The following is a 2,620-nucleotide window of genomic DNA, read 5'->3' on the forward strand; positions in this document are numbered from 1 at the left end:
TGTGTCTCAAGACACGGGAGAGTCGGTCGCCGCCAGACCTGCACAGAACAAGGAAAATCATTCCCTCACAAACGATCCGCCGTCACGATCAAGGCCATCCCTTCCGGAATGGCCTTTTTTCGTGTCCGCGGACATGACCAAACCGTCATCCCCCTGCCAGACACGCGCAACGTTCGGCCCCCTACGATCCGCTCCATCGCGCGCGCGGGGAGGGGGCGGATGAAGGTGTCCGGAGAAGGCAGTTTCCCGCGAGCGGGCGAACCCGTATCACTCGCGTCCATGCGTCTGCTCATCATCGAGGACGACCGTGAGGCGGTCGCCTATCTCGTCAAGGCCTTCCGGGAGGCTGGCCATGTCCCGGATCACGCCACCGATGGCCTCGACGGCTATGCTCTCGCCCGCGAAGGCGCATACGATGTGCTCATCGTCGACCGCATGCTGCCGAAGCTCGACGGCCTGTCGCTGATCCGCTCCCTGCGGGAACAGGGCGTGACGGTCCCGGTGCTCATCTTGTCGGCCCTGGGGCAGGTGGACGATCGGGTGAAGGGTTTGCGCGCAGGCGGGGACGACTACCTGCCGAAGCCCTACGCCTTCTCCGAGTTGCTCGCTCGGGCCGAGGTTCTCGCGCGTCGCCGCTCCGGTCCGAACGCGGCGCCCGAGGCCACGTCCTACCGGGTGGGCGATCTGGAACTCGACCGCCTGTCCCACCGGGTCACCCGCGCGGGCCACGAGATCGCGCTCCAGCCCCGGGAGTTCCGGCTCCTCGAATACCTGATGCGCCATGCCGGGCAGGTGGTGACCCGCACGATGCTCCTCGAACACGTCTGGGATTATCACTTCGATCCGCAGACCAACGTCATCGACGTGCACGTCTCACGCCTGCGCGCCAAGATCGACAAGGAGTTCGGACCGCCGATTCTCCACACGGTGCGGGGCACCGGCTACGTGCTTCGGGCCGACGAGGCCCGCGGCCCCGGCGCGGCCTCGTGAGAGCGGTGGAGGAGGGACGAGGCGGGCGGCTTCGCAACCTGTTTCGTACCACCGCCTTCAAGCTGTCCTTCGCCTACCTCGTGGTCTTCGCGACCTTCGCGCTGCTGGCGCTGGGCTACGTCGCCTGGAACGCGAGCCGGGCCCTCGACGACCAGATGGTGTCCACCATCGAGGCCGAGATCAACGGCCTATCCGAGCAGTACAAGGTCGGGGGCCTGCGTCGCCTGATTGCCGCCGTTCAGCGGCGTGCCGGTGAGCCCGGCGCCTCTCTCTACCTCGTGACCAACGCGGCGGGCGAACGCATCGTCGGCAATATCGAGGCGCTGCCCACCGGTCTCCTCGTGGATCCTGGCCAGACGGAGGCCGGCTACGTTCGCAACGGCGAGTCCCAGTCCCTCGACCACCGCGCGATTATGCAGATCTTCGTGCTGCCGGGCGGCTTTCGCCTGCTGGTCGGGCGCGACGTGGAGGAGCGGGATCGCCTGCGCCTCGTGATCGGGCGGACCTTCGGCTCCTCGGTGGGGCTCGTGGTGCTGCTCGGGGTGGCGGGCGCCTGGTTCATCGCCAGCCGCGTCCTCAAGCGCGTCGATGCGATGACCGAGACCACGCGCCGGATCATGGCCGGCGACCTCGACGGACGGCTCGCCGTCGCGGGCACGGGCGACGAACTCGATCGCCTCGCTCGTAACCTCAACGCGATGCTGGAGCGGATCGGCGAACTGATGCGGGGCCTGCGCGATGTCTCCGACAACATCGCGCACGATCTGAAGACACCTCTGACCCGCCTGCGCAATCGGGCCGAAGAGGCGCTCCGGACCGCCGAGACACCGGAGACCCTGCGGGCCGCCCTGGAGGGCGTGATCGCGGAGAGCGACGGACTCATCCGCGTCTTCAACGCCCTCCTGATGATCGCTCGGCTCGAGGGCGTCGATGCCAACCGGGACTTCGTCGCGTTCGATGCCGGCGCGGTGATGCGGTCCGTCGCCGAACTCTACGAGCCCCTGGCGTCGGAGCAGGGCACGACACTGATCGTCGAGACCGGCGACGCGGCGCTGACGATGCGAGGCAACCGTGAACTGGTCGGCCAGGCGCTGGCAAACCTCGTCGACAACGCGGTGAAGTATGGCGGCGCGCAGGGGGTGATCCGGCTCACCGCCGCGCGTTCCGGCGAGACCCTGCGCCTCAGCGTCGCCGATTCCGGTCCCGGTATTCCCGTAGAGGCACGGGGGCGGGTTCTCGACCGCTTCGTGCGCCTGGAGGAGGCACGATCCCGACCGGGCTTCGGCCTCGGGCTCAGCCTCGTCAACGCGGTGGTGCGCCTGCACCAGGGCACGCTGAGCCTCGAGGACGATGCCCCCGGACTTCGGGTCGTGGTAACCCTGCCGGTGGATGCGTCGGGAGGATAGGGCCATGGCTCAGGACGGTGGCGGACGAAGCGGCAGCCTTCGCGCACGCCTGCGCGCGGCCCCGGTCCTGTCCGATCCCGAGGCCGCCGCCGCGCGGCTGGACGACGTCGCGCCGGGCCTCGCACCCGGGTTTCTGAACCCGGAGGTTCGGGCGCTCCTGCTCGGGCTCGCCGACCACTCGCCCTTCCTCTGGCAATTGGCTGTCCGGACCCCCGACCGACTGG

The 2,620-nt window shown here is 68.7% G+C and carries 3 protein-coding genes; all 3 read left to right on the plus strand.

The genetic code is table 11. The features are described 5' to 3' along the window. The first annotated feature begins 279 nt into the window (after positions 1-279). The gene (locus tag K2X24_RS06265) at positions 280-990 is read left to right on the plus strand and encodes a response regulator transcription factor (RefSeq protein WP_292495788.1); all 711 of its coding nucleotides are present in this window, start codon (positions 280-282) and stop codon (positions 988-990) included. Positions 991-995: 5 nt separating this feature from the next. Then, a complete protein-coding gene (locus K2X24_RS06270) occupies positions 996-2,396 on the plus strand; it encodes an ATP-binding protein (protein WP_292495791.1) in 1,401 nt (466 codons plus the stop codon). A gap of 4 nt (positions 2,397-2,400) precedes the next feature. Then, the coding region (locus tag K2X24_RS06275; protein ID WP_292495793.1) for a hypothetical protein at positions 2,401-2,620 on the plus strand (220 nt) is incomplete at its 3' end.

It is taken from the genome of Methylobacterium sp. (assembly GCF_019750675.1).
In the GTDB taxonomy this organism is placed as follows: domain Bacteria; phylum Pseudomonadota; class Alphaproteobacteria; order Rhizobiales; family Beijerinckiaceae; genus Methylobacterium.